20 protein-coding genes and 1 pseudogene are annotated in these 23,525 nt (G+C 60.1%); 12 read left to right on the plus strand and 9 right to left on the minus strand.

Annotated features, from left to right (window positions below; translation table 11 throughout):
* Positions 1–3: 3 nt before the first annotated feature.
* The 5 genes from EL257_RS25250 to EL257_RS25270 form a co-directional block, all read right to left on the minus strand.
* Positions 4–1,224: an electron transfer flavoprotein subunit alpha/FixB family protein gene (locus tag EL257_RS25250; protein WP_126367154.1), complete on the minus strand. Its 1,221-nt coding sequence runs from the start codon at positions 1,222–1,224 to the stop codon at positions 4–6.
* Positions 1,224–3,173, minus strand: coding sequence for a dimethylglycine demethylation protein DgcB (gene dgcB / locus EL257_RS25255; protein ID WP_126367156.1), 1,950 nt, complete (start codon positions 3,171–3,173; stop codon positions 1,224–1,226). The genes EL257_RS25250 and dgcB overlap by 1 nt, the downstream gene beginning before the upstream one ends.
* A 113-nt stretch (positions 3,174–3,286) precedes the next feature.
* Positions 3,287–5,347 (minus strand): dimethylglycine demethylation protein DgcA, encoded by a 2,061-nt coding sequence (gene dgcA / locus EL257_RS25260; protein WP_126367158.1) that lies wholly within the window; start codon positions 5,345–5,347, stop codon positions 3,287–3,289.
* A gap of 15 nt (positions 5,348–5,362) precedes the next feature.
* Positions 5,363–5,893, minus strand: coding sequence for a DUF5943 domain-containing protein (locus tag EL257_RS25265; RefSeq protein ID WP_005792152.1), 531 nt, complete (start codon positions 5,891–5,893; stop codon positions 5,363–5,365).
* Positions 5,894–5,999: 106 nt separating this feature from the next.
* A complete protein-coding gene (locus EL257_RS25270) occupies positions 6,000–6,977 on the minus strand; it encodes a dipeptidase (protein WP_126367160.1) in 978 nt (325 codons plus the stop codon).
* 231 nt (positions 6,978–7,208) lie between these two features.
* Between EL257_RS25270 and EL257_RS25275 the strand changes: the two genes are divergently transcribed.
* From EL257_RS25275 to EL257_RS25290, 4 genes are all read left to right on the plus strand, one after another.
* A complete protein-coding gene (locus EL257_RS25275; RefSeq protein WP_126368268.1) occupies positions 7,209–7,610 on the plus strand; it encodes a lysozyme inhibitor LprI family protein in 402 nt (133 codons plus the stop codon).
* A gap of 196 nt (positions 7,611–7,806) precedes the next feature.
* Positions 7,807–8,061 carry a type II toxin-antitoxin system RelE family toxin gene (locus tag EL257_RS25280; RefSeq protein ID WP_126367162.1) on the plus strand — a complete coding sequence of 85 codons (255 nt, stop codon included), beginning with the start codon at positions 7,807–7,809 and terminating at the stop codon, positions 8,059–8,061.
* Positions 8,045–8,368 (plus strand): helix-turn-helix domain-containing protein, encoded by a 324-nt coding sequence (locus EL257_RS25285; protein WP_042606630.1) that lies wholly within the window; start codon positions 8,045–8,047, stop codon positions 8,366–8,368. The genes EL257_RS25280 and EL257_RS25285 overlap by 17 nt, the downstream gene beginning before the upstream one ends.
* Positions 8,369–8,396: 28 nt before the next feature.
* Complete coding sequence (locus tag EL257_RS25290) at positions 8,397–8,813, plus strand: DUF3010 family protein (protein WP_126367164.1); 417 nt, start codon at positions 8,397–8,399, stop codon at positions 8,811–8,813.
* A gap of 29 nt (positions 8,814–8,842) precedes the next feature.
* On the opposite strand, the pseudogene EL257_RS25295 reads toward EL257_RS25290, so the two are convergent.
* Positions 8,843–9,843, minus strand: a pseudogene (locus EL257_RS25295) (GlxA family transcriptional regulator).
* A gap of 191 nt (positions 9,844–10,034) precedes the next feature.
* On the opposite strand from EL257_RS25295, the gene EL257_RS25300 reads away from it, so the two are divergent.
* From EL257_RS25300 to EL257_RS25325, 5 genes are all read left to right on the plus strand, one after another.
* A complete protein-coding gene (locus EL257_RS25300) occupies positions 10,035–10,979 on the plus strand; it encodes a choline ABC transporter substrate-binding protein (RefSeq protein WP_126367168.1) in 945 nt (314 codons plus the stop codon).
* A 119-nt stretch (positions 10,980–11,098) separates the two neighbouring features.
* Positions 11,099–11,986 (plus strand): 3-keto-5-aminohexanoate cleavage protein, encoded by an 888-nt coding sequence (locus EL257_RS25305; protein ID WP_126367170.1) that lies wholly within the window; start codon positions 11,099–11,101, stop codon positions 11,984–11,986.
* Between the two features lie 138 nt (positions 11,987–12,124).
* Positions 12,125–13,090, plus strand: a complete 966-nt coding sequence (locus tag EL257_RS25310) for an L-carnitine dehydrogenase (RefSeq protein ID WP_126367172.1) — start codon at positions 12,125–12,127, stop codon at positions 13,088–13,090.
* Between the two features lie 257 nt (positions 13,091–13,347).
* Entirely contained in the window at positions 13,348–13,824 is a 477-nt protein-coding gene (locus EL257_RS25315) for a thioesterase family protein (protein ID WP_126367174.1), read from the plus strand.
* 393 nt (positions 13,825–14,217) lie between these two features.
* Positions 14,218–14,481, plus strand: a complete 264-nt coding sequence (locus tag EL257_RS25325) for a hypothetical protein (RefSeq protein ID WP_126367176.1) — start codon at positions 14,218–14,220, stop codon at positions 14,479–14,481.
* 95 nt (positions 14,482–14,576) lie between these two features.
* Here the strand turns inward: EL257_RS25325 and EL257_RS25330 are convergent, their stop codons facing one another.
* Positions 14,577–15,680, minus strand: a complete 1,104-nt coding sequence (locus tag EL257_RS25330) for a GlxA family transcriptional regulator (protein WP_122594743.1) — start codon at positions 15,678–15,680, stop codon at positions 14,577–14,579.
* 607 nt (positions 15,681–16,287) lie between these two features.
* On the minus strand, positions 16,288–17,664 hold the full coding sequence (locus EL257_RS25335; RefSeq protein ID WP_126367178.1) for an L-serine ammonia-lyase: 1,377 nt from the start codon (positions 17,662–17,664) through the stop codon (positions 16,288–16,290).
* A gap of 437 nt (positions 17,665–18,101) precedes the next feature.
* Between EL257_RS25335 and EL257_RS25340 the strand changes: the two genes are divergently transcribed.
* The 3 genes from EL257_RS25340 (at position 18,102) to choV (ending at position 21,146) form a co-directional block, all read left to right on the plus strand.
* Positions 18,102–19,049, plus strand: a complete 948-nt coding sequence (locus EL257_RS25340; RefSeq protein WP_126367180.1) for a choline ABC transporter substrate-binding protein — start codon at positions 18,102–18,104, stop codon at positions 19,047–19,049.
* A gap of 76 nt (positions 19,050–19,125) precedes the next feature.
* Complete coding sequence (gene choW / locus EL257_RS25345; RefSeq protein ID WP_016772805.1) at positions 19,126–19,971, plus strand: choline ABC transporter permease subunit; 846 nt, start codon at positions 19,126–19,128, stop codon at positions 19,969–19,971.
* A complete protein-coding gene (choV, locus tag EL257_RS25350) occupies positions 19,968–21,146 on the plus strand; it encodes a choline ABC transporter ATP-binding protein (protein WP_126367182.1) in 1,179 nt (392 codons plus the stop codon). The genes choW and choV overlap by 4 nt, the downstream gene beginning before the upstream one ends.
* Before the next feature lie 254 nt (positions 21,147–21,400).
* Here choV and EL257_RS25355 read toward each other — a convergent pair whose 3' ends face one another.
* The gene (locus EL257_RS25355) at positions 21,401–23,341 is read right to left on the minus strand and encodes a BCCT family transporter (RefSeq protein ID WP_232013125.1); all 1,941 of its coding nucleotides are present in this window, start codon (positions 23,339–23,341) and stop codon (positions 21,401–21,403) included.
* Positions 23,342–23,525: the final 184 nt, after the last annotated feature.

The raw sequence follows: 23,525 nt of genomic DNA on the forward strand, positions 1-23,525 counted from the left end.
TCCTTAAGCCGCATCGCGCTTGGCATCGTCGCGGTAGGCCGCTACCGCCGCGATCAAGGCCTGGAGAATCTCTGCGCTCTCGCCGATCACGGACAAGTCGGCGCGCTTGATCATGTCGCAGCCAGGATCGAGGTTGATCGCCACGACCTTGTCACAGGCACCGATGCCTTGCAGGTGCTGAATTGCCCCGGAGATCCCCACGGCGACGTACACCCGGGCGGTAACCCAGGTGCCGGACGCGCCGACCTGACGATCACGCGCCATGAAGCCATCGTCCACCGCCACGCGCGACGCGCCTTCGGTGGCGCCAAGGGCTGCGGCTGTTTCATGAAACAGCTGCCAATCCTTGACGCCGTTGCCGCCAGAGAAGATGAATTCCGCTTCGGCCATCGGAATCGCCGCCGGATCCACCGCCACCGCACCGAGATCCTCGATCCGCGACAGACTGCGCGCCACGCTTGTGGATAACTCCATCGGCAGCGCTTCATGTCGGGTTTCGCTGACCGGTTCGGCGCATTCGGCCGCCGCCAGAATCAACCGCGCGACCGGACGAGCCAAGTCCTGCAACCCGGCACCGGCACGGCCGATGCACTCCTGATCCTTCACTTGCCAGACCCGCGTTGCCGGGCGCTCGCCCAGCGCTGCAGCAAAGCGTCGGCCGAGTTCGCCGCCACCGCTGCGACTGTCCGGCAGCAGCCAGTGGCGCGGATTGAACTGGTTATCCACAGCACGCAAACCCTGCACCCGTTGTTCCGGTGCATAACCGCTGAATGCTTCACCTTCGAGCACCAGCAAGCGATCGACGCCGGCAGTTTCGAAAGTATTTTCCTTGTGCTCACCAAAGACCACCGCCAGCACCGCACCGTCGGTACCGGCGAGTTGATGGGCGAGGCCGAGCAAATCACGGTCGTGGCTGCTCAGGCGGCCACCGACCATATCCGGCACAACGCTGATGTAGAACGCCGGGGCCGGCACCTGATGCAGCGGCAATTGCACCTCAACCGCGGCCGAGCGCTTGACCGCTCCGCCCTGTTGCGCGCCGCTGCGGTCGATCCGTTTGATGCCGTTAGGGCCGATAAAACCCATGCCGTGCAGATTCTTGCGGATGACGCCGTTGGGCCCCATCCAGCTGTGTTGCGCCGGTTGCATCGCCGCGTGCAGCGGGTGCAGACGGTTACGCGCAATCCATTCGGCGCGCGGGTCGCGGCGGATAATGTCGCTCATCAATGCACCTCCGCAGGTTCACGTTTGGCCGGGGCGGCAGGCTTGCTTGGCGCGGCGTCTTCGAGCAACGCGTCGGCGACCAGTTCGGCGATGTCCTTGATCAGCGGACGCGGTTCGACCACGCCTTCGAGCATCGCCGTGCACTGTGGACAACCCACCGCTACCAACTCGGCGCCGGTTTCGCGGATGTCTTCCATGCGCATGTCGGGAATCCGTTGCTTGCCCGGAATGTCAGTGATCGGCGCGCCGCCACCGCCGCCGCAGCAGCGCGAGCGGAAGCCGGAGCGTTGCATCTCTTTGACTTCGATGCCCAGCGCACGCAGCACTTCACGCGGTGCTTCGTATTCGCCGTTGTAGCGGCCCAGGTAGCACGGATCGTGATAGGTCACGCTGTTGCCTTTGTGCTGGCCAAGATTCAGCGCGCCGGCCTGAATGATCTCGGCCATATAGGTGCTGTGGTGCTGCACCAGGTAGTTGCCGTCGAAGGCACCGTACTCGTTTTTCAGCACATGGAAACTGTGCGGATCGCAGGTCACGATGCGGTTGAAGCTGTATTTAGCCAGGGTCTGGATGTTGCGTTTTGCCAGCAACTGGAACGTGGCTTCATCGCCGAGACGCCGGGCCACGTCACCGCTGTCGCGCTCTTCGAGGCCGAGCACGGCAAAGTCGATTTTCGCCGCTTTCAGCACCTTGACGAATGCACGCAGGGTGCGCTGGTTGCGCATGTCGAAAGCACCGTCGCCGACCCAGAACAGCACGTCGGTGGATTTCTTTTCGCTGAGCAGATTGAGGTTCAGATCCGCCGCCCAGTTCATCCGCCCGCCGGGGGCAAAGCCGCCGGGATTGTCGGTGGCGATCAGGTTTTCAAGGACCTCGGCACCCTTGTTCGGCGTCGCGCCTTTTTCCAGGGTCAGATGACGGCGCATGTCGACGATGGCATCGACGTGCTCGATCATCATCGGGCATTCCTCGACGCAGGCGCGGCAGGTGGTGCACGACCACAGGGTTTCGGCATCGACCAGGCCGTTGACGATCGGTTGATGCGGATTGCCTGAGTGTTCGCCGATCGGTTTGCCCGGATACGGACTGCCAGCAAATTTCGCGTCAGTGCCACCCGCGAGACCGACGACCATGTCCTGAATCAGTTTTTTCGGGTTCAGCGGCTGGCCAGCGGCGAACGCCGGGCACGCTGCTTCGCACTTGCCGCACTGCACGCAGGCGTCGAAACCGAGCAACTGGTTCCAGGTGAAATCCTTGGGTTTTTCCACGCCCAGCGGCGCATCGGGGTTGTTCAGGTCCAGCGGCTTCAAACCGGTCGAACGACCGCCACCGAAGCGTTCCGGGCGGCGGTGCCAGGCCAGGTGCAGGGCACCGGCGAAGGCGTGCTTCATCGGCCCGCCCCAGGTCATGCCGAAGAACAACTCCGATACGCCCCACAGCACGCCGATCCCGAGAATTACCGCCAGCACCCATCCGCCGAAGTTTTCCGGCAGAATTCCGGCCACTGGCAGGGTCACCAGGAAAAACGACGCCGAGAACGCCAGCAGGCTTTTCGGCAGGCGCATCCACGGGCCTTTCGACAGGCGCGCAGGCGGATTGATGCGGCGCAGGTACATGAAGATCGCACCGACGAACATCACCGCCGACATCAGCAGCAATGCGTAGCCGAGGATGCGGTTATGCAGGCCGAAACCGTGCACCAGAATCGCCAGCACGATCGACGCCACTGCACCGCCCGCGGTGGCGACGTGGGTGTTGGCGATGTATTTGTCCCGCGCCACGACGTGGTGCAGGTCGACCATGTAACGCTTGGGCATGGCAAACAGGCCGCCGAGCAGATCGACCTTCGCCGCCCGGCCCCGGCGCCACATGTTCATCCGCCGAAGCGCGCCAAGGACAGCGAGGCCCAGGGCTGCGAACAACAGGATTGGAAGAAGGGTGTTCAACATCAGAGTCACCTCTGGCGAGCGGCAAGCTGCAAGCTACAAGCGGCAAGAAAGAGCAGCATGGATCGGCTGTGCTTTTACTTGCCGCTTGCAGCTTGTGGCTTGCAGCTGAGCCGTCAAAAATCCTTACAGAGCCGAAGTGCGTCGTAAATGGCGGCGTGTGTATTGCGCTGCGCCACGCAGTCGCCGATGCGGAACAGCAAGTAGCCGTCGCCCGCTTCGCTCAGCGAAGGCTGTGGCTGGATCGCGAACAGCGCTTCGACGTCGATCTGGCCCTTGTTGCGCGAGCCGTCCTTGAGGGCGTAGTAGATTTCTTCGTCCGGGCGCACGCCGTTTTCGACGACCACCTGATCGACCACCCGCTCCTCTTTCGCGCCGGTGTACTCGTTCTCCAGCACCGCCACCAACTTGTCGCCTTCGCGGTAGACCTTCTCCAGCATCATGTCGCCGGTCATGATCACTTCTTTCGGGTACATGCTGCGGTAGTAGGTCGGGAACGACGTACCGCCAATGGCCACGCCCGGTTTGATGTCGTCGGTGACGATCTCGACCTGGCTGCCCTTGTCGGCGAGGAAGTCGGCGACCGACATGCCGGTGAATTCGCAAATGGTGTCGTAGACCAGCACGTTCTTGCCCGGTGCAACCTTGCCGTCGAGCACGTCCCAACTGCTGACCACCAGCCCTTCGGCGGCGCCCCAGTGTTCGTTCTGCTCAAGGTACGGATGACCGCCGACCGCCAGCACCACCACGTCCGGACGCAGGTCCATGATGGTGTCGGCATCCGCCGCCGTGCCCAGGCGCAGATCGACTTTCAGTCGTGCCAGTTCCAGCTGGAACCAGCGGGTGATGCCGGCGATCTGGTCACGCTGCGGTGCTTTCGATGCGGTGGTGATCTGCCCGCCGATGAAGTCTTTTTTCTCGAACAGCGTGACGTCGTGGCCACGCTCGGCAGCCACGCGCGCGGCTTCCATCCCGGCCGGGCCGGCACCGACGATCACCACCTTGCGTTTCGGCCCGGTGGATTTCTCGATGATGTGCGGCACGCCCATGTATTCACGCGAGGTCGCGGCGTTCTGGATGCACAGCACGTCGAGACCTTGATACTGACGGTCGATGCAGTAGTTGGCGCCGACGCACTGTTTGATCTGATCGATCTGGCCCATCTTGATCTTGGCGATCAGGTGCGGGTCAGCGATGTGCGCGCGGGTCATGCCGACCATGTCGACGTAACCGCCCTCGAGAATCCGCGTAGCCTGGTTCGGGTCCTTGATGTTCTGTGCATGCAGCACCGGCACCTTGACCACTTCCTTGATCCCGGCAGCCAGGTGCAGGAACGGCTCCGGTGGATAACTCATGTTCGGAATGACGTTGGCCAGGGTGTTGTGCGTATCGCAACCCGAGCCGACCACGCCGATGAAATCGAGCATGCCGGTGTCGTCGTAATACTTGGCGATCTGCTTCATGTCCTCGTGGGACAAGCCGTCCGGGTGGAACTCGTCACCGCACAGGCGCATGCCCACGCAGAAATCGTCACCGACCTCGGCGCGCACGGCTTTCAGGACTTCGAGACCGAACTTCATCCGTCCTTCGAAGCTGCCGCCCCATTCATCGGTGCGCTTGTTGACGCGCGGGCTCCAGAACTGATCGATCATGTGCTGGTGCACGGCCGACAGTTCAACGCCATCGAGGCCACCGGCCTTGGCCCGGCGCGCGGCCTGGGCATAGTTACCGATCACCCGCCAGATTTCTTCCGGTTCGATGGTCTTGCAAGTGGCACGGTGCACCGGCTCACGGATACCCGACGGCGACATCAGGGTCGGCCAGTGGAAGCCGTCCCAACGCGAGCGGCGGCCCATGTGGGTAATCTGAATCATGATCTTGGCGCCATGCTTGTGCATGGCATCCGCGAGATTCTGGAAGTGCGGAATGATCCGGTCGGTCGCCAGGTTGACCGAACTCCACCATTGCTGCGGGCTGTCGATGGCGACCACAGAAGAACCACCACAGATCGCCAGGCCGATGCCGCCCTTGGCTTTCTCTTCGTAATATTTGACGTAGCGCTCGGTGGTCATGCCACCGTCAGTCGCGTAGACCTCGGCGTGCGCGGTGCTGAGCACGCGGTTGCGGATGGTCAGTTTGCCGATCTGGATCGGCTGGAACATTGCTTCGAAAGCCATGGCACGGTCCTCGGCTTACAACGGCTTGACGGTGAACAAGCCGTCATCGTGGCCCTCTTCGGAGCCTCCGTAGACTTGTTCGGCGACAGTGCGGATCTTGCTGCCACGGGCTTCGAGGATCTGATCCATGGCGCCGGCAAACCAGCCAGTGAACATGTAATCGACCTTGCGCCCGACTTTGCCGTAGACGTAGACGAATGCGGAGTGTTCGAGCTTGACGCTGGCAGTGCCTTTATCGAGGTCGATGTCCTGAATCTTGAACAGACCCCAACCACGCTGCGACAGGCGCTTCATGTAGTGTTCGAACACCGCGACGCCTTCCAGGCCGTGGCATTCGGCTTCCTTTTCACACCAGTGCCAGGCGGATTTGTAGCCGGCCTTGTAGAGAATCTCGGCGTAGGCGTCAGCGCCCAAAACCTCTTCGATACCCATGTGGTTGTTAACGAAGAAATGCCGCGGCACGTAGAGCATTGGCAGGGCGTCGGAGGTCCAGACACCGGTCTCGCTGTCGACTTCGATAGGCAATTGCGGGGCGATCTTGGCCATGGAAACTTAACTCCAGAAAATTTTAGATTCAGTGTTGGCCGCGGCCCTCACCCCAGCCCTCTCCCAGAGGGAGAGGGCGCAGATCGGCGGCGGTCTTGAGAAAGCGTTATTCGCCCCAGACGTCTTTGAGGACGTTCACCCAGTTCTCACCCATGATCTTGCGCACGACGCGTTCGGAATGGCCGCGTTTGAGCAGGGTTTCGGTGAGATTGGGGAATTCGCCGACGGTGCGGATGCCCAGCGGGTTGATGATCTTGCCGAAGCTGGTCAGACGACGGGCGTAGCCCTTGTCGTGAGTCAGGTATTCGAAGAATTCCTGGCCATGGCCCTGAGTGAAATCGGTGCCGATGCCGATGGCGTCTTCGCCAACAATGTTCATAGTGTATTCGATGGCTTCGGCGTAATCGTCGATGGTCGAATCAATGCCCTTGGCCAGGAACGGCGCGAACATTGTCACGCCGACGAAACCGCCATGGTCGGCGATGAACTTCAGTTCTGCATCGGACTTGTTGCGCGGGTGCTCTTTGAGACCCGACGGCAGGCAGTGCGAGTAGCAGACCGGTTTTTTCGATTCGAGAATGACTTCTTCGGATGTCTTGGAACCGACGTGGGACAGGTCGCACATGACGCCGACGCGGTTCATCTCGGCGACGATCTCGCGACCGAACCCCGACAGTCCGCCATCGCGCTCGTAGCAACCGGTGCCGACGAGGTTCTGGGTGTTGTAGCACATCTGCACGATGCCGACGCCGAGCTGCTTGAACACCTCGACATAGCCGATCTGGTCTTCAAACGCGTGGGCATTCTGGAAGCCGAAGAGGATGCCGGTCTTGCCCTGCTCCTTGGCGCGGCGGATGTCGGCGGTGGTACGCACCGGCATCACCAGGTCGCTGTTCTCGCGGATCAGTTTCTGGCTGGCAGCGATGTTGTTCACGGTCGCCTGAAAGCCTTCCCACACCGACACTGTGCAGTTGGCCGCCGTCAGACCGCCCTTGCGCATGTCTTCAAACAGCTCGCGGTTCCATTTGGCAATGATCAGACCGTCGATAACGATGCTGTCGGCGTGTAATTCGGCTGGGCTCATCAGGCGTCCCCTTATTGGCGATTCATGCGCCGAATCGTCTGCCGGCGCTTTGGGGCCAGCATATGCCTCGGTGCCGGGGCGACCGGGTGCAAAAACGACAGGGGAATTGCCGAAAGCGTCAATCCGCGACAAAGGGTCGTCGGCCGCCCTCCTCGGCCGGCTGTTCAAGCCCGCGCGCTTGCGCCAGAATCTGCCGCATCCTGCAAATATCACTGGATTAGAGCGACCTCAATGAAATCGATCTTCTTCGCCCTGGCACTGATCGCGACCGGCGTACACGCCGCCGAAGAGTCCGAAACCAACCCGTGCGACGCGGTGGAAAACGACATCCAGACCCTGGAATGCTCGGCCTACAGCCGCACCACCGCCGAAGACCTGCTCAAGGACAACTACGCCAGCCTCAACGAACGCATGCAAGCGGCTTACGGCAAAAATCCCACGCAACTGGCCGACATCACCGCCAAACTGAAAACCGCCCAGCAGCAGTGGCTGAAAACCCGCGATGCCGATTGCGCGGTCGAAGCCTTCCCGGCGACGGCGGGAAGCAAGGCCTTCACCATTGCGCAGAATGATTGTGTGGCACGGATGAGTGATGAACGGTCGGAGTTTTTGGAGTCGATTGGGCAGGAGTGATAGAACGTCTGGACGGCTGTTGCGGCTTCATCGGCGTAACCTCGTCCTCAACCACCCTATTGCGATCGCGCCGGTAGGCTGTGCCTGATGGCCAGTAGCGACACACACGCGCAACATGCCGACACGCCTTGTTTATTGGTCACTGGAAAAATATAAGCAAAGATTCGTGAATCTTATAAAAGACTTATATTCTTCCATGAACAGCATCCACTGGACTCGAAAGGCCGTTAAGCAGCTCCTGAAATTGCACTGCGTCCATCAAGGACAGGTTCGCGACGCCGTCACGGCGCTTGCCGACATGCCCGATGTTGGCAACGTAAAAGCATTGGTTGGTCATGACTACGCTTACCGACAGCGTGTCGGCAATTATCGAGTCATGTTCGACTGGGATGGCGCAATCAAAGTGGTCAGTATTCAAGAGGTCAAAAAACGTGATGAACGCACCTACTGACGTTCAAATAATCAATGACGCCGAGGGTAATCCTGCGTTCGTGGTTATCCCCTACGCTCAATATGTCGCACAGAAAATACAGCCCGATCTGATTCCCCATGAGGTAGTAAGTCGAATCGTTGATGGCGCAACACCGATCCGTGCCTGGCGCGAACACCTCAACCTGACACAGGAAGAAGTCGCCAAGCGCATGGGCATCTCGCAACCGGCGTTTGCCCAGCAGGAAACAGTCGCCAAACCCCGCAAGGCCACCCGCGAGAAAATCGCCGCCGCGTTCGGTATCACAGCCAGTCAGCTTGAGCTGTAGGCTGCCCTCTTTATTCAAAGGAATTCCCATGAACATCTGCGGCATTGAAATCAAAGGCAGCGAAGCGATCATCGCCGTGGCTGCGCTCGACGGTTCGACGTTGAGCCACGTCCCTCTCGCCACGAAAAAGATTGCGCTGGATGATGATGACGAGGCGGTGAACGTGCGGCGTTTCGCGGCGCAGGTGGCGTCGTTTGTGCGGGAGAACTCGGTGGACCGGATCGCGATCAAGAAGCGCAGCAAGAAGGGTGAGTTCGCCGGTGGACCGACGACGTTCAAGATCGAGGGTGTGTTTCAAATGCTTGATGGTTGTGAGGTGACGTTGTTGTCGCCACAGACGATTAATGCCCAGGCCAAGAAGCACAACTTTGAACTGCCGGCGACGTTGAACAAATATCAGCATGAGGCATACAAGGCGGCGTGCTCGGCGCTGGTGAAGAAGTAAGATCAAAAGATCGCAGCCTTCGGCAGCTCCTACATTGGCATGCATTTCCCTGTAGGAGCTGCCGAAGGCTGCGATCTTTTGACTTTCAGGCCTGTGCGGTACGCCGGTCTTCGCGGGGGCAGCGAGCGAAACGCGCGCGGTAGCTGCGAGTGAAATACGACGGTGATTCAAAACCGCAGGCAATGCTGACTTCCAGCACGCTCATATCGCTCTGGCGCAATAGCTGTCGGGCCTTCTCCAGGCGCAGGCGCAGGTAGAAATTGCTCGGCGTATCGTTCAGGTGCAGGCGAAACAAGCGCTCCAGTTGCCGTCGCGTCACCTTGATCGATTCCGCCAGTTGCAGCGTGGTCAGCGGCGGTTCGCTGTGCTGCTCCATCTCGCCGATCACCTGCACCAGTTTCTTGTTATTGATTCCGTAACGCGTGGCGACTTCCATGCGCTGGTGGTCTTTGCGCGGGCGGATGCGCCCGAGCACGAACTGCTCGCTGACCTGAACCGCCAGTTGCGGGCCGTGGGCCTGGGCGATGAGGTCAAGCATCAAATCAATCGACGCCGTGCCGCCCGCTGAAGTGATCCGCCGCCGGTCGATCTCGAACAACTCCTGGGTCACGCTCAGCTGTGGATAAGATTCCTTGAACGCATCGATCGCCTCCCAGTGCAGGGTCAGACGATGACCTTCGAGCAGACCCGCTTCGGCAAGCACGAAACTGCCGGTGTCGATGGCGCCCAGCGTCACGCCCTCTTTATCCAAGCGGCGCAACCAATGTTCCAGCGTCGGCGTCATGAACTTCAGCGGTTCGAAGCCGGCCACCACCAACAGCGTCGCGCCCTTCTTTAGGGGCTCAAGAGCCGCATCGGCGTTGACCGACATGCCGTTGCTCGCCAGAACTGCGCCGCCGTCGGCGCTGAGCACATGCCAGCGGTACAACTCGCCGCGAAAGCGGTTGGCTACGCGCAGTGGTTCGATGGCGGAGATAAAGCCGATGGCGGAGAACCCCGGCATCAGCAAAAAGTAGAAATCCTGGGACATGGGCGCACTCGGTTGGCGGGTCGCGTGGCTCGTTGATACGCCGATTGGCGACGCCGTTCAAGGGCGCAAGTCGCTCTAGTGCAAATGCCCGTCGCCGCAGTGCGCTTTTCCGGGCCCGTAGCTGCGTAACTTGGCATCACCGGCGCGCAGACGCCGGAAATCACAATAATCGAACTGCCGAGGAACCCGACATGAAACGACTGATCAGCAGCTGCGTTCTTGCACTCAGCGGTACCGCTTTCTTCAGCGCCGGCGTCATGGCTGCTGAACCTGCCTCCTGCAAGAACGTGCGCATGGGTGTGGTCAACTGGACCGACGTGATCGCCACCAGTGCCATGACCCAAGTCCTGCTCGACGGCCTCGGCTACAACACCAAACAGACCAGCGCCTCCCAGCAAATCATCTTTGCCGGGATTCGCGATCAGCGCCTGGATTTGTTTCTCGGCTACTGGAACCCGTTGATGACCCAGACCATCACCCCGTTCGTTGATGCCAACCAGGTCAAAGTCCTCGAAGCACCAAGCCTGAAAGACGCCCGCGCCACATTGGCGGTGCCGACTTATCTGGCGGACAAAGGCCTGAAAACCTTCGCCGACATTGCCAAGTTCGAAAAAGAACTGGGCGGCAAGATTTACGGCATCGAACCTGGCTCAGGAGCCAACACGCAGATCAAGGCGATGATCGCCAAGAACCAGTTCGGCCTCGGCAAATTCCAACTGGTCGAGTCGAGCGAGGCCGGTATGCTCGCTGCCGTCGATCGCGCGGTGCGCCGCAAGGAAGCCGTGGTGTTCTTCGGCTGGGCGCCGCACCCGATGAACGTCAACGTGCAGATGACCTATCTGACCGGCAGTGAAGACGCGCTCGGTCCGAATGAAGGCATGGCCACGGTGTGGACGGTCACCTCGCCGAAATACGCCGAGCAATGCCCGAACATCGGCCGCCTGCTGACCAACCTTACCTTCACCGCCGAAGACGAGAGCCGGATGATGCAGCCGCTGCTCGATCACAAGGACGCTTTCGAATCAGCCAAGCAATGGCTCAAGGATCATCCCGAAGACAAACAGCGCTGGCTGGAAGGTGTGACCACTTTCGATGGCAAACCGGCCGCGCAAAATCTGCAACTGACCAGCAAGTAACCTTGCGATCAAAAGCCCCCTCACCCTAGCCCTCTCCCAAGGGAGAGGGAATTTAACGACGCTTCGCAGCCCCGCCACGGGCTGCGGACAGACCCATCACGCCTGAAGGAAACCGCATCATGAACCACGACGTCATCATCACCTGCGCACTCACCGGTGCTGGCGACACGACCGCCAAGAGCCCGCACGTGCCGGTCACCCCGAAACAGATCGCCGCGGCGGCGGTGGAAGCAGCCAAGGCCGGCGCCACCGTGGTGCACTGCCATGTCCGTGATCCGCAGACCGGCAAGTTCAGCCGCGACGTCGCGCTGTACCGCGAAGTGATGGAGCGCATTCGCGAGGCGGACGTCGACATCATCGTCAATCTCACCGCCGGCATGGGCGGCGACCTGGAAATCGGTGCCGGCGAGAACCCGATGGAGTTTGGCCCGAACACCGACCTGGTCGGCCCGCTGACCCGTCTCGCTCACGTTGAAGAGTTGCTGCCGGAAATCTGCACCCTCGATTGCGGCACCCTGAACTTTGGCGATGGCGACACCATTTATGTCTCCACTCCGGCGCAACTGCGTGCCGGTGCCAAGCGCATCACCGAGCTGGGCGTGAAAGCCGAGCTGGAGATTTTCGATACCGGCCACCTGTGGTTCGCCAAGCAGATGATCAAGGAAGGTTTGCTCGACAACCCGCTGTTCCAGCTGTGCCTGGGCATCCCATGGGGCGCACCGGCCGACACCACCACCATGAAAGCCATGGTCGACAACTTGCCGGCCGACGCGGTATGGGCCGGGTTCGGCATCGGCCGCATGCAAATGCCGATGGCGGCGCAAGCGGTGCTGCTCGGCGGCAACGTGCGGGTCGGCCTCGAAGACAACCTGTGGCTGGACAAAGGCGTGCTGGCGACCAATGGCCAACTGGTCGAACGCGCCACCGAAATTCTTAGCCGCCTCGGCGCGCGTGTGCTCACGCCAGCGGAAGGTCGCCAGAAAATGGGCCTGACCCAGCGCCGCTAATTCATCACCCTTCTCACCTGTAGGAGCTGCCGAAGGCTGCGATCTTTTGATTTTGTTTTTCGAGATCAAGATCAAGATCAAAAGATCGCAGCCTTCGGCAGCTCCTACAGGGTTCTTCGGATTATTCAGGACATCACCATGCGCTTTATCACCGAAATCAAAACCTTCGCCGCCCTCGGCAGCGGTGTCATCGGCAGCGGCTGGGTTGCGCGCGCCCTCGCCCACGGCCTCGACGTGGTCGCCTGGGATCCGGCGCCCGGCGCAGAAGCGGCATTGCGCCAACGCGTGGCCAATGCGTGGGGTGCGCTGGAGAAAAATGGTCTGGCGCCCGGCGCTTCGCAGAATCGTCTGCGCTTTGTCGAAACCATCGAGGAATGCGTGCGTGACGCCGATTTCATTCAGGAAAGCGCCCCGGAGCGGCTGGAACTGAAGCTCGATCTGCATAGCAAAATCAGCGCTGCGGCCAAACCCGATGCGCTGATCGGTTCCAGTACCTCGGGCCTGTTGCCCAGCGAGTTCTACGAGAGTTCGACGCACCCTGAACGCTGCGTGGTCGGCCATCCGTTCAACCCGGTTTATCTGCTGCCGCTGGTGGAAGTGGTCGGCGGCAAAAACACCGCACCAGAGGCCGTTCAGGCGGCGATGAAGGTTTACCAATCCCTTGGCATGCGCCCATTGCACGTGCGCAAGGAAGTGCCGGGGTTTATCGCCGACCGCTTGCTCGAAGCGCTGTGGCGCGAGGCCCTGCACCTGGTCAATGACGGTGTTGCGACGACCGGCGAGATCGATGATGCGATTCGCTTTGGCGCCGGTTTGCGCTGGTCGTTCATGGGCACGTTCCTGACTTACACACTGGCTGGCGGCGATGCCGGCATGCGCCACTTCATGTCGCAGTTCGGCCCGGCGCTGCAATTGCCATGGACGTATTTGCCGGCGCCGGAGCTGACTGACAAATTGATCGATGACGTAGTCGATGGCACCAGTGAGCAGTTGGGTCGACACAGCATTTCCGCGCTGGAGCGCTATCGTGATGACTGCCTGCTCGCGGTGCTCGAAGCGGTGAAGACCACCAAGGAAAAGCACGGGATGGCGTTCAGCGAGTGATGCGTTTGGCGTGATATTGCGGCCCTCACCCTGACCCTCCCGAAACGTCGGACCGCCCAGAGGTAGAGGGGACTGACCGCGGTGTTCATGCGAGCTGCACCGACTTGCTCCACCGAGCCGAACTCTGGATTTGAATAGCATAAAGATCGGCTCCCTTTCCCCCTCGCCCCCTTGGGGGCGGTCCGACGTTTCGGGAGGGCTGGGGTGAGGGGGTAGCTCTTGATCTTAACGACCTATCAACTGCCGGAACCGAAACCATGCCTCACCTCACCACCTACCAAACCAGAATCATCCCCGACTGGGTCGATTACAACGGCCATCTGCGCGATGCCTTTTACTTGCTGATCTTCAGCTACGCCACCGACGCGTTGATGGACCGCCTCGGCATGGACAGCGGCAATCGCGAAGCCAGCGGCCATTCACTGTTCACTCTGGAGCTGCATCTCAATTACCTGCATGAAGTGAAGCTCGACACCGACGTTGAAGTGCGCACGCAAATCATCGGTCACGACAGCAAACGCCTGCACCTCTACCACAGCTTGCACAAGGCCGGAGATGAGCAGGAATTGGCCGGAAACGAACAGATGCTGCTACACGTCGACCTCGCCGGGCCGCGTTCGGCGCCATTCAGTCCGGACACCCTGCATCGCCTGCAAGCCATCATTGCTGAGCAAACCGATCTGCCCGTCCCTGCTTACATTGGTCGTGTGATTGCCCTGCCGCCAGCCAGATAGACCGTATCATCGTTCATCGCCAGCAGGGCTGGCTCCCACATTGGATTTGGCTGTGCACAAATTCGGTGTTCACCGCAGATCACCTGTGGGAGCTAGCGCTGCTAGCGATTGCAGGCGACTCGGTCCGGTTGATTTACAGCCCAAAAAAAACCCCGATCAAGCCGTGACTGGATCGGAGCTGAGGAGGGTACTGTTGAGGAGCTGCCGTGCGAGGGTGACCAAACCTTCGTGAAGCGAGCTGGGGCCAGTGTGCCCACTCGCCGACTCGCTCGGTTAGCCGAAAACGACCTGTTCATAGCCGTTCCGGCCACCGCGACAAAACGCCCTTGCCGCGTCCGGACGGGGCCACCAGAATCGAGCCAAGACCTCCGTTGCCATATAAGGATTTGCGTGATGATGTACGCCGATTTGATTGACCAGGAAGATCTGTTGGGCCAGCTCAAGGCTTTGGGTATTCAGGTGCCGAGCGGCACCACCGCCGAGCAGGCCTGCGAGTGTGCGGTACGAGGATTGGATAACGTTCGCGCGTTTGAATTGCGCAAGATGGTCAAGGACATGTACACCAGCGGCGCAAGCATTCAGCCGGCGGTGCGTCAGGCGATCGACAAGCAATTGCTGCCGGCCCTCTCGGATTACCAGCAGTCCCATAACGCCTGAGAAGAGCAAAAGATCAAAAGATCGCAGCCTTCGGCAGCTCCTACAGGGGAACGCATTCCAATTGTAGGAGCTGCCGAAGGCTGCGATCTTTTGCTTTACAGCCTTACGCTGGCAAACGTCGATTCGTTGCGCGCCTGACTCAGCGCCGACATCGGCCCCGACAGCGGCGACATCACGATCGCCTGCGGCAGCGGCAGCATCGCCACCTGCTGAGCGGTGTTGGAGCCTACGCGTTCGTCACGCGGCGGAATGCCGAAGTATTCGCGGTAGCACTTGGAGAAGTGCGGCGTCGATACGAACCCGCACACGGACGCCACTTCGATGATCGACATCGGCGTCTGCTTGAGCAATTGCCGGGCCCGGATCAGGCGCAGCTTCAGGTAATAGCGCGACGGCGAGCAGTGCAAATATTTCTGGAACAACCGCTCCAGCTGTCGACGCGACACGGCGACATACACCGCCAATTCATCCAGGTCGATCGGCTCTTCCAGATTGGCTTCCATCAGCGCGACGATTTCCTGCAGCTTCGGCTGGTTGGTGCCGAGCATATGCTTGAGCGGCACGCGCTGGTGATCCTGCTCGTTACGGATACGTTCGTAGACAAACATTTCCGAGATCGCGGCAGACAGTTCACGGCCATGATCGCGGCTGATCAGGTGCAGCATCATATCCAGCGGCGCGGTGCCACCGGAGCTGGTGAAGCGATTGCGGTCGAGGGTGAACAAGCGCGTGCTCATGGCTACGCGCGGGAAGGCTTCCTGCATTGCCGCCAGACATTCCCAGTGCACGCTGCAATCGAAGCCGTCGAGCAGCCCGGCGCAGGCCAACGCCCAACTGCCGGTGCATACAGCGCCAAGGCGCTTGGACTGGCGTGCCTGGCTTTGCAGCCATGAAACGTGTTCGCGGGTAACGGTGCGTTGAATGCCGATGCCGCCGCAGACAATCACGGTATCCAGTGGCGGGGCTTTGTGCATGGAGGCGTCGGGAGTGATCTGCAGACCGTCACTGGCCCAGACCTGGCCGCCATCGACGGTGAGAGTGCTCCAGCGATACAGCTCGCGACCGGACAACTGGTTGGCCATGCGCAGCGGTTCAACTGCGGACGCCAGAGAAATCAGCGTGAAATTGTCCAGCAGCAGAAAGCCGATGGATTGAGGCGCACGGTTCTGGGGTTGGGCCCCGGAGTTGAACGACGTCATCGCGGTATCTCCTCACACAAAGCGGGTGATGGCCTCAGGCGGAGGCTCTTGTTATTGCCATCGTTCTCGCGTGGGAGACGGGGCTTTGTTATGACAGAGCAATTGCCATGCCTAAAATTGGATGGCCGTTCAATAACTCCTGAAAACGACCTCGCGACGTGTCTATACGAGACTTCGGAACACGCCATTTCGAAGTGCCATCAAGCGACGTCAAGGCCCTGCCGCGCAGCCTGTGAGCAGATCGGTAGCACTTGTGGGAACTGGCCTGCAGAGGATTTGCACAGAGTGTCACCGCAAGCACGAGCGATGGATGGTCGGGTAAGGACTCACCAGTCACGGCTAACTACGACGCTTGTCTGATTGCGACGCGCCAAAAGGTGGCGCGGGTGGAGGGTGGTGTTCTTTTGGTGAGCAGTTTTGACTGGTCTGGCCCTCCTCCATTTGCGAACCGAACATGAACCCCTGTGGCGAGGGGATTTATCCCCGATCGGCTGCGCAGCAGTCGTAAATCCATTCACCAAAGTGTGTCAGGCAAAACTTGATTGGAGGATTTGGGGCTGCTTCGCAGCCCATCGGGGATAAATCCCCTCGCCACAGGGTTACTCGGTCAGCACTCAACCGCGCTGACCGCCAGGCCACCGCGCGAAGTCTCTTTATATTTGTCATGCATATCCGCGCCGGTATCGCGCATGGTGCGGATCACCCGATCAAGCGAAATAAAGTGCTGCCCGTCACCGCGTAACGCCATCTGCGCAGCATTGATCGCTTTCACCGCCGCAATCGCATTGCGCTCGATGCACGGCACTTGCACCAGGCCACCGACCGGGTCGCAGGTCAGGCCAAGGTTGTGTTCCAGGCCGATCTCCGCCGCATTGCACAACTGCTCGGGCGTGGCGCCGAGAATCTCCGCCAGTCCCGCCGCCGCCATCGCGCACGCCGAGCCGACCTCGCCCTGGCAACCGACTTCGGCGCCAGAGATCGAAGCATTCTTCTTGCACAGGATCCCGACCGCCGCCGCGCCGAGGAAATAATCCACGACATTGGCGTCGGTGACCGCCTCGCTGAACTTCATGAAATAGTGCAACACCGCCGGAATGATCCCGGCGGCACCATTGGTCGGCGCCGTGACCATGCGCCCGCCCGCTGCGTTCTCTTCGTTGACCGCCAGGGCGAACAGGTTGACCCATTCCATGGCGCTCAGCGTCGAGCCGATGACATTAGGCTTACCCAATTCCTGCAGACTGCGATGCAACTTGGCCGCACGCCGACGTACATTCAAGCCGCCCGGCAGAATGCCCTCGTGCTTTAGCCCTTGTTCGACGCAATCCTGCATGGCCCGCCAAAGTTTCATCAGCCCGGCGCGAATCTCTTCTTCGCTGCGCCAGACCTTTTCGTTGGCCATCATCAACTCAGCGACGCGCAAGTTGTGCTTTTTGCACAGCTCCAGCAATTCAACCGCGCTGGAGAAGTCGTACGGTAACTCGGTGCGATCCAGATCGACTATGCCGCTGCTGGCCTGCGCCTCGTCGACGACAAATCCGCCGCCGACCGAATAATAGGTGTCGCGGTGCAGCTCACCGAACTCGCCCTCGGCTACCAGCGTCATTGCGTTGGGATGGAACGGCAGGTTTTCATCGATCAGGCGCATATCGCGAGCCCAGACAAACGGCACCGACAGACGACCATCCAAGAGCAGCGTTTGGGTCTCACGCAGCGCCTGAATACGCGGGCCGATCTGCGACGGATCGATCGCGTCCGGCCATTCGCCCATCAGGCCCATGATCACTGCGTTATCGCTGCCGTGACCAATGCCGGTGGCCGACAGCGATCCGAACAATTGCACTTCGATGCGCCGCACCTGCTCCAGCTGATGCTTGTCCCTGAGCGACTCGACAAACAACGCCGCCGCGCGCATCGGCCCGACGGTGTGGGAACTGGAAGGGCCGATGCCGATTTTGAACAAGTCGAAAACGCTGATAGCCATTGCTGCAGAGCTCCTGAGAATGCCGGTTCGGGCATGAAAAGCGCCCGCTGGCGGAGCTGCTACGCTCAAGCTGCGTTCCGCCAGAATGCCGGCATCATCGGGCTTTTGTCGGGACGCGCGGCGTCTGACACCGACGCACTCATGTCCACCAGCGCCGTGCGGTTTTCAGCCCGGTTTTCCGCCGTTTTTGTGCGGTTCAGACGGCCATTCGGGGCAGAAAAAAGCTGTAACCGACGTCACTGACACTGGAAGCGACCATCCCTGTACTGGATACGACCCCCCCTGTAGGCGTCAGATTTTCACTGGTACATGATCGTTATGACTCGATTGCAAGGCGCCGCGGTAGAGCTGTCTTCAGAACGCCACCCAACCGCAACCTATAAGTGCGGTGGTCCACAGTCGGAACACTGCCAAAAAAAACACCAAGGAGTCCATCCATGAAAGGTTCCCCGTCGTTGTTGTTGGCCGTCATGCTGAGTCTGCCGTTAATGGCGCAAGCTGCAGAGCCGGCGCAGTGCAGTACCGTCAATTTCTCCGATGTCGGCTGGACCGACATCACCGCCACCACCGCCACCACCTCTGCTGTCCTCAACGCCCTCGGCTACAAGACCAAGACCACGATGATTTCCGTCCCCGTGACCTACAAGTCGCTGGCCGACGGCAAGAACATGGACGTGTTCCTCGGCAACTGGATGCCGACCATGGAAAACGACATCAAGGCCTACCGCGACGCCGGCACTGTGGAAACCGTGCGCACCAATCTCAAGGGCGCCAAGTACACCCTCGCCGTGCCACAAGCCCTGTATGACAAAGGTCTGCATGACTTCGCCGACATCGCCAAATTCAAGAAAGAGCTCGACGGCAAGATCTACGGCATCGAGCCTGGCAACGACGGCAACCGGCTGATCCAGAGCATGATCGACAAGGACGCCTTCGGCCTGAAAACCGCCGGGTTCAAAGTCGTCGAATCCTCCGAAGCGGGCATGCTTTCGCAAGTCGACCGTGCGCAGAAACGCGACACCGCCGTGGTCTTCCTCGGCTGGGCGCCGCACCCGATGAACAAGCGCTTCAAGATTCAATACCTGACCGGCGGCGACGATTTCTTCGGCCCGGATTTCGGTGCGGCAACCGTGGCGACCAACACTCGCAAAGGTTTCTCCACCGAATGCAGCAATGTTGGTCAGTTGCTGAAAAACCTGGAGTTCACCGTCGACATGGAAAGTGAACTGATGGGCAACATCCTCGACGACAAGATGAAGCCTGACGCGGCCGCCAAGGCCTGGCTGAAAAAGAATCCACAGGTGCTCGAAACCTGGCTCGCTGGCGTGACCACCATTGACGGTAAACCAGGCCTGGAGGCCGTGAAAGCCAAGCTCGCGCCTTGATTCAAAGGCATCGCTTATGCCGGGCAGGCGTGCCTGTCCGGGCTGTTAATTTCCTTGCATGCGGACGTTCACTACCATGCTGATTGATCAGAAAATACCTCTAGGCCAGTACATCGCGGGCTTCGTTGAATGGTTGACGCAACACGGCGCCAACACCTTCGACGCAATCGCCGTGACACTGGAAACGATGATCCACGGCGTGACGTTTGCGCTGACCTGGTTCAACCCACTGGTGCTGATTGGCCTGATTGCAATCATTGCCCATCTGATTCAACGCAAGTGGGGCCTGACCGCGTTCGTGGTCGCCTCGTTTCTGCTGATCCTCAATCTGGGGTACTGGCAGGAAACCATGGAAACCCTCGCCCAGGTGCTGTTCGCGACGCTGGTCTGCGTGTTGATCGGCGTGCCGTTGGGCATCGTCGCCGCGCACAAACCGATGTTCTACACCATGATGCGGCCGGTGCTCGATCTGATGCAGACCGTACCGACCTTCGTTTACCTCATTCCTACCCTGACCCTCTTCGGGCTGGGTGTGGTGCCGGGCCTGATCTCCACGGTGGTCTTCGCCATCGCGGCACCGATCCGCCTGACCTACCTGGGCATCCGCGATGTCCCGCAAGAACTGATGGACGCCGGCAAGGCCTTCGGCTGCTCGCGTCGCCAATTGCTCTCGAGGATCGAACTGCCGCACGCCATGCCAAGCATCGCGGCCGGCATCACCCAGTGCATCATGCTATCGCTGTCGATGGTGGTGATTGCGGCACTGGTCGGCGCCGACGGACTCGGCAAACCGGTGGTCAACGCACTGAACACTGCTGATATTGCGCTGGGCTTCGAAGCAGGCCTGGCGATCGTACTGCTGGCGATCATGCTCGACCGTATCTGCAAACAACCCGACGCCAAAGTAGGGGGTGACGCATGAGCATAATTCGCTTCGAAGACGTCGACGTAATCTTCTCCAAAGATCCGCGCGAGGCACTCAAGCTGCTCGATCAGGGCATGACCCGCAACGAGATTCTGAAAAAAACCGGGCAGATCGTCGGGGTGGAAAAAGCCACGCTGGACATCAACAAGGGCGAGATCTGCGTCCTCATGGGCCTGTCCGGCTCGGGCAAGTCGAGCCTGCTGCGCTGCATTAACGGCCTCAACACCGTGAGTCGCGGCAAGCTGTTCGTCGAGCATGAAGGCAAGCAGATCGACATCGCCTCCTGCACACCGGCGGAGCTGAAAATGATGCGCACCAAGCGCATCGCCATGGTCTTTCAGAAGTTCGCCTTGATGCCTTGGCTGACGGTGCGCGAGAACATCAGTTTCGGCCTGGAGATGCAGGGTCGACCGGAAAAGGAACGGCGCAAGCTGGTCGATGAAAAACTCGAACTGGTCGGTCTGACGCAATGGCGCAACAAGAAGCCTGATGAACTCTCTGGCGGTATGCAGCAACGGGTCGGTCTGGCGCGAGCGCTGGCGATGGATGCCGATATTCTGCTGATGGACGAACCGTTCTCGGCCCTCGACCCGCTGATTCGCCAGGGTTTGCAGGACGAACTGCTGGAACTGCAACGCAAACTGAACAAGACCATTGTGTTCGTCAGTCACGACCTCGATGAGGCACTCAAACTGGGTAGCCGCATTGCGATCATGAAGGACGGCCGGATCATCCAGTACAGCGTGCCGGAAGAGATCGTGTTGAATCCGGCGGATGACTATGTGCGGACCTTCGTCGCGCACACCAATCCGCTCAACGTTCTTTGCGGCCGCAGCCTGATGCGCACGCTGGACAATTGCAAACGCATCAACGGCTCGGTGTGCCTGGACCCGGGCGGCGATTCCTGGCTGGACCTGGCCGAAGGCAACACCATCAAGGGAGCGCGGCAGAACGGTTCGGTGCTGAACCTGCAGAATTGGGCGCCGGGGCAAGCGGTAGAAGGCCTGGAACGCAAGCCGACGCTAGTGGACTCGAGCATCGGCATGCGCGATGCGTTGCAGATTCGTTATCAGACTGGCAACAAACTGGTGTTGCACGATAACAATCATGTCGTGGGGATTCTGGGCGACAGCGAGTTGTATCACGCGTTGTTGGGCAAGAATCTGGGTTAGCCGCAGGTGGCATAAAAAAAGGGATCGCGGTGAGCGATCCCTTTTTTGTTGGGTCAGGGAAAAGCCCCTCACCCTAACCCTCTCCCAGAGGGAGAGGGAACCGACCGGGGGATGCTGCAGATCTACACCAACCTGATCTTTCTTCACCGAAGCCATAATCGACTCGATCTTTCAGGTCGATGTTTGACTTCAGACACCTCGGTCGGCCCCCTCTCCCTCCGGGAGAGGGCTGGGGTGAGGGTAAGCTTTTGACCTTAGCTATAAACCCGACCCAGCAACTGCCGATGGCTCTCGAACTGATCCAGCACATCCCGCGTGATCTGGTCTTGGGTAAAGCCCATCAAGTCATAATCCTGGCTGCCGTTGTGCAGATACACCTCAGCCCGATAATAACGCTGACGCGCCTCATCCGATTGCGCCGACTCAGTTGGAGTCGCCAGATAACCATCCAGGCTCACTTCATAAACGAAAGGGTTGCCCTCTTCCATCTCGACCCGCACGCCCATGCAACGCTTGGATTTACCCAACAGCGTTTGCACTTCCAGGCCCTGCGCGCGCATTTGCGCGGTGGCATCTTCCAGCGCCGGGCTGACGTGTTTGTCCATGAAGCGCTGCACCACCGATTGACTCGGCTGCAGATCCAGTTGCGTCAGGCGCTCGCTGAAACCACGACGGCCGCGCTCGGCCAGTTGCGCTTGCTCCTGTTCGATCTGCACGTCCTGGCGCATCGCCTTGTGCAGGCCGAACATAAAGCAGATCAACACCACCGAAAACGGCAGGCCGGCCAGCACCACCATGGTCTGCATGGCTTCGAAGTTGCCGGCGAACAGCAAGCCGATGGTCACCAGCGTGATCACTACCGACCAGAAGATCCGCAGCCAGTGCGGCGCGTCTTCATCGACGTTGCCGCCCTTGCACGACAGATTCGCCATCATCACCGCGCCGGAATCAGCCGGGGTCAGGAACAGTACGAAGCCGACGAAGATCGACACGCCGATCACCACTTTCGACGCCGGATAGTGCTCAAGCAATTGATAGATCGCCATCGACGGCTGTTCCAGCGCCGTCTTGCCCAGCTCCACCGCGCCCTGATTCATCACCAGATCCAGTGCCGAGTTACCGAAGATCGACAGCCAGGCCAAGGTGAAACCCAGCGGAATCAGCAGCACACCGGCGACCAGTTCACGCACGCTGCGGCCACGGGAAATCCGCGCGATGAACATGCCGACAAATGGCGCCCAGGAAATCCACCACGCCCAGTAGAACAGCGTCCACAGGCCCATCCAGCGCTCGGATTTTTCGCCACTGCCTTCATATACGTAAAGATCGAAGGTTTTCAGCACGATGCCGTTGAGGTAGTCGCCGATATTCTGCACAAAGCCGTTGAGCAAATGCAGGGTCGGGCCGAACAGCAGGACGAAAATCAGCAAACCGCTGAACAACACGATGTTGAGGTTGGACAGGCGACGAATGCCGTTTTCCACACCGGACACGGCGGCGATCGTCGCCACCGTACTCATCACAATGATGACGATCAGCAGGTTGGTGTTGCTGTGTTCCATGCCGAACAGGTTTTCCAGCCCTGACGAGACTTGCAGCGAACCGATCCCCAGGTTGGTCACCAGACCCAGCAGCGTGACGAACATGCCGAAGCCATCCACTGCATGCCCGGCCGCGCCTTTGACCCAACGCTCGCCGACCAGCGGATACAGCGCCGAACGCAGCGCCAGCGGCTGGTTATGCCGGTAAGCAAAGTACGCCACGGCCAGGCCGACCAGTGCGTAGATCGCCCAGCCGTGCAGGCCCCAGTGCAGAAAGGTCAGTTGCACCGCCTGACGCGCGGCCATATTGGTGGCCGAGGTGCCTTCCGGCGGATTGAAATAGTGATCCAGCGGCTCGGACGCGCCGAAGTACAGCAGCGAAATGCCGATACCCGACGAGAACAGCATCCCCGCCCAGGCGCCGTAACTGAAATCCGGGGTGTCGTCCTTGCTGCCCAGTTTGAGTTTGCCGTACGAGGAAAACGCCAGCCCGACCACAAACACCAGGTAGGCCGCGATGACCACCATGTAGTACCAGCCGAAGCTGCGCGACAACCAGGCCTGAGCGATACCCAACAATCTGCCGGCCTCTTGCGGGGCGATGATCAGAATGGCGGTCAACAACAGAATCAGCGCGGTCGAGGTGTAGAACACCCAACCGTTGACCGTCACCTTCTCGGGCGGGGTCTTTATTAGCGAGGCAGAACTCATGGCACAAATGCTCCAGGCAGTGCGAGAGAAGAACACAAGGCATCACGGCACCCGACCAATCGGTTAGTTGGCAGCCGACCGGCGGGTGATATAAAGACACTCCGAAAAAAGCCCGAACCTGCCGAAA

The organism is Pseudomonas fluorescens, assembly GCF_900636825.1.
Taxonomy (GTDB): Bacteria; Pseudomonadota; Gammaproteobacteria; order Pseudomonadales; family Pseudomonadaceae; genus Aquipseudomonas; species Aquipseudomonas fluorescens_BG.

Bases quoted from the DNA above. Each gene is read 5' to 3' on its own strand.
- EL257_RS25250 (WP_126367154.1), bottom strand. From the start codon at position 1,224: ATGAGCGACATTATCCGCCGCGACCCGCGCGCCGAATGGATTGCGCGT.
- dgcB (WP_126367156.1), bottom strand. From the start codon at position 3,173: ATGTTGAACACCCTTCTTCCAATCCTGTTGTTCGCAGCCCTGGGCCTC.
- dgcA (WP_126367158.1), bottom strand. From the start codon at position 5,347: ATGGCTTTCGAAGCAATGTTCCAGCCGATCCAGATCGGCAAACTGACC.
- EL257_RS25265 (WP_005792152.1), bottom strand. From the start codon at position 5,893: ATGGCCAAGATCGCCCCGCAATTGCCTATCGAAGTCGACAGCGAGACC.
- EL257_RS25270 (WP_126367160.1), bottom strand. From the start codon at position 6,977: ATGAGCCCAGCCGAATTACACGCCGACAGCATCGTTATCGACGGTCTG.
- EL257_RS25275 (WP_126368268.1), top strand. From the start codon at position 7,209: ATGAAATCGATCTTCTTCGCCCTGGCACTGATCGCGACCGGCGTACAC.
- EL257_RS25280 (WP_126367162.1), top strand. From the start codon at position 7,807: ATGAACAGCATCCACTGGACTCGAAAGGCCGTTAAGCAGCTCCTGAAA.
- EL257_RS25285 (WP_042606630.1), top strand. From the start codon at position 8,045: ATGAACGCACCTACTGACGTTCAAATAATCAATGACGCCGAGGGTAAT.
- EL257_RS25290 (WP_126367164.1), top strand. From the start codon at position 8,397: ATGAACATCTGCGGCATTGAAATCAAAGGCAGCGAAGCGATCATCGCC.
- EL257_RS25300 (WP_126367168.1), top strand. From the start codon at position 10,035: ATGAAACGACTGATCAGCAGCTGCGTTCTTGCACTCAGCGGTACCGCT.
- EL257_RS25305 (WP_126367170.1), top strand. From the start codon at position 11,099: ATGAACCACGACGTCATCATCACCTGCGCACTCACCGGTGCTGGCGAC.
- EL257_RS25310 (WP_126367172.1), top strand. From the start codon at position 12,125: ATGCGCTTTATCACCGAAATCAAAACCTTCGCCGCCCTCGGCAGCGGT.
- EL257_RS25315 (WP_126367174.1), top strand. From the start codon at position 13,348: ATGCCTCACCTCACCACCTACCAAACCAGAATCATCCCCGACTGGGTC.
- EL257_RS25325 (WP_126367176.1), top strand. From the start codon at position 14,218: ATGATGTACGCCGATTTGATTGACCAGGAAGATCTGTTGGGCCAGCTC.
- EL257_RS25330 (WP_122594743.1), bottom strand. From the start codon at position 15,680: ATGACGTCGTTCAACTCCGGGGCCCAACCCCAGAACCGTGCGCCTCAA.
- EL257_RS25335 (WP_126367178.1), bottom strand. From the start codon at position 17,664: ATGGCTATCAGCGTTTTCGACTTGTTCAAAATCGGCATCGGCCCTTCC.
- EL257_RS25340 (WP_126367180.1), top strand. From the start codon at position 18,102: ATGAAAGGTTCCCCGTCGTTGTTGTTGGCCGTCATGCTGAGTCTGCCG.
- choW (WP_016772805.1), top strand. From the start codon at position 19,126: ATGCTGATTGATCAGAAAATACCTCTAGGCCAGTACATCGCGGGCTTC.
- choV (WP_126367182.1), top strand. From the start codon at position 19,968: ATGAGCATAATTCGCTTCGAAGACGTCGACGTAATCTTCTCCAAAGAT.